General features: G+C 39.3%; 2 protein-coding genes and 1 pseudogene. 2 read left to right on the forward strand and 1 reads right to left on the reverse strand.

All coding sequences use genetic code 11. The features are described 5' to 3' along the window. Positions 1–103: 103 nt before the first annotated feature. The gene (locus tag NE638_RS17740) at positions 104–334 is read right to left on the reverse strand and encodes a helix-turn-helix domain-containing protein (RefSeq protein ID WP_004843519.1); all 231 of its coding nucleotides are present in this window, start codon (positions 332–334) and stop codon (positions 104–106) included. A 171-nt stretch (positions 335–505) separates the two neighbouring features. On the opposite strand from NE638_RS17740, the gene NE638_RS17745 reads away from it, so the two are divergent. Then, complete coding sequence (locus NE638_RS17745) at positions 506–1,135, forward strand: helix-turn-helix domain-containing protein (RefSeq protein WP_008402208.1); 630 nt, start codon at positions 506–508, stop codon at positions 1,133–1,135. An 86-nt stretch (positions 1,136–1,221) separates the two neighbouring features. Next, positions 1,222–1,421, forward strand: a pseudogene (locus tag NE638_RS17750) (site-specific integrase); the annotation flags it as partial.

The following is a 1,421-nucleotide window of genomic DNA, read 5'->3' on the forward strand; positions in this document are numbered from 1 at the left end:
GGTTGCGTATCAGAAGAAGCACATGGTATAATCTTCTTGCGTGTAGGTATATCATGGCTTCGGTCTGATAGAACCTTTGGCGGTTTCTTTGGAAGCCGCCTTTTTAATTTGCCGCAGTTCTTGTTACGGCTTTTACATTTCCTCTATCCCTCAAATCACGACCTTCATTCGCTTCCATAAACATTTCCAGAATATCGGTTTTAATCAGGACTTTGCGACCAACCTTTAATACTGGAAGTTTCTTCCATTCTACAAGCTGTCTTAAGGTGTTTCTGCCGATTCCCGTATAGTCAGCAGCTTCTTCGATGGATAATGCAATTTTTCTTTGCGTCATATAATCACCTCCTTATAAATTGCATTATGCAATTCTTGTGATGTAAGTATATCCTTTTTATATCTTTTTGTCAAGCGTTACGAAATATTAAAAGCAAATATTATATTGCATATTGCAATTTTGGAAAAACAATGCTATAATTCATACATACCGAAAAAGGAGGCAGTCAGCATGAAAGATAAAGAACTACGCAAGCTGATAGGCAGCAGAGTAAAACAGCGCCGTCTGGAATTGAATCTGACACAGCCTTATGTCGCAGAAAAGATGGGGGTTACCGCTTCTACAATCCTGCGTTATGAGAATGGTTCGATTGACAATACGAAAAAAATGGTGCTGGAAGGTCTTTCGGAAGCACTCCATGTATCTGTGGAATGGCTCAAAGGGGAAACAGATGAATATGAAACCGACATTACGGATAAGAGAGAGTTACAGATTCGTGATGCGATGGGAGATATTCTGGAACAGTTACCGCTTGCCCTTACCAAAGAAGAAGATGCTTTTTCAAAAGATTTATTACTGCTGATGTTAAAACAATATGGTCTGTTTTTGGATTCCTTCCAGTTCGCCTGCAAAAACTTCAAGGGGAATGCTGGTCAGACGGATATTGCCAAAACAATAGGGTTTGAATCGAATGATGAATATAATGAGATTATGTTCTTAAGGGAAATCACTCCTACCATCAATGCTTTTAATGAGATGGCAGACGTTGTAAGGCTCTATTCCAAGAAACCAAAAACAGCAGAACAAAGGCTTGCAAATCTTTTATCAGAAGTCTTATACGAAGATTCCGAATCGGTATAGTAAGACAACCGGAGTTATGATATACTTACACGCACGAAGCATTTCATCAGTTCCGATTGTCTAATATCGAAAGGAGACATACGATTATGGCAAAAGGATCTGTAAGAAAAAAAGGAAAGAAATGGTACTACCGCTTCTATGTAGAGGACGCAAGCGGCAATCTTGTTCAGAAAGAATGCGTTGGAACAGAAAGCAAAAGTGAAACTGAAAAGCTGCTCCGTCAGGCAATGGATGATTATGAGAAAAAGAAATTTGTTGCCAAAGCGGAAAATCTCACAGTCGGACA

Source organism: Blautia sp. MSK.18.38 (assembly GCF_024460535.1).
Taxonomy (GTDB): Bacteria; Bacillota; Clostridia; order Lachnospirales; family Lachnospiraceae; genus Blautia_A; species Blautia_A fusiformis.

Excerpts from the sequence above, each read along its gene's own strand:
- NE638_RS17745 (WP_008402208.1), top strand. The coding sequence starts at position 506 with ATGAAAGATAAAGAACTACGCAAGCTGATAGGCAGCAGAGTAAAACAG.
- NE638_RS17740 (WP_004843519.1), bottom strand. The coding sequence starts at position 334 with ATGACGCAAAGAAAAATTGCATTATCCATCGAAGAAGCTGCTGACTAT.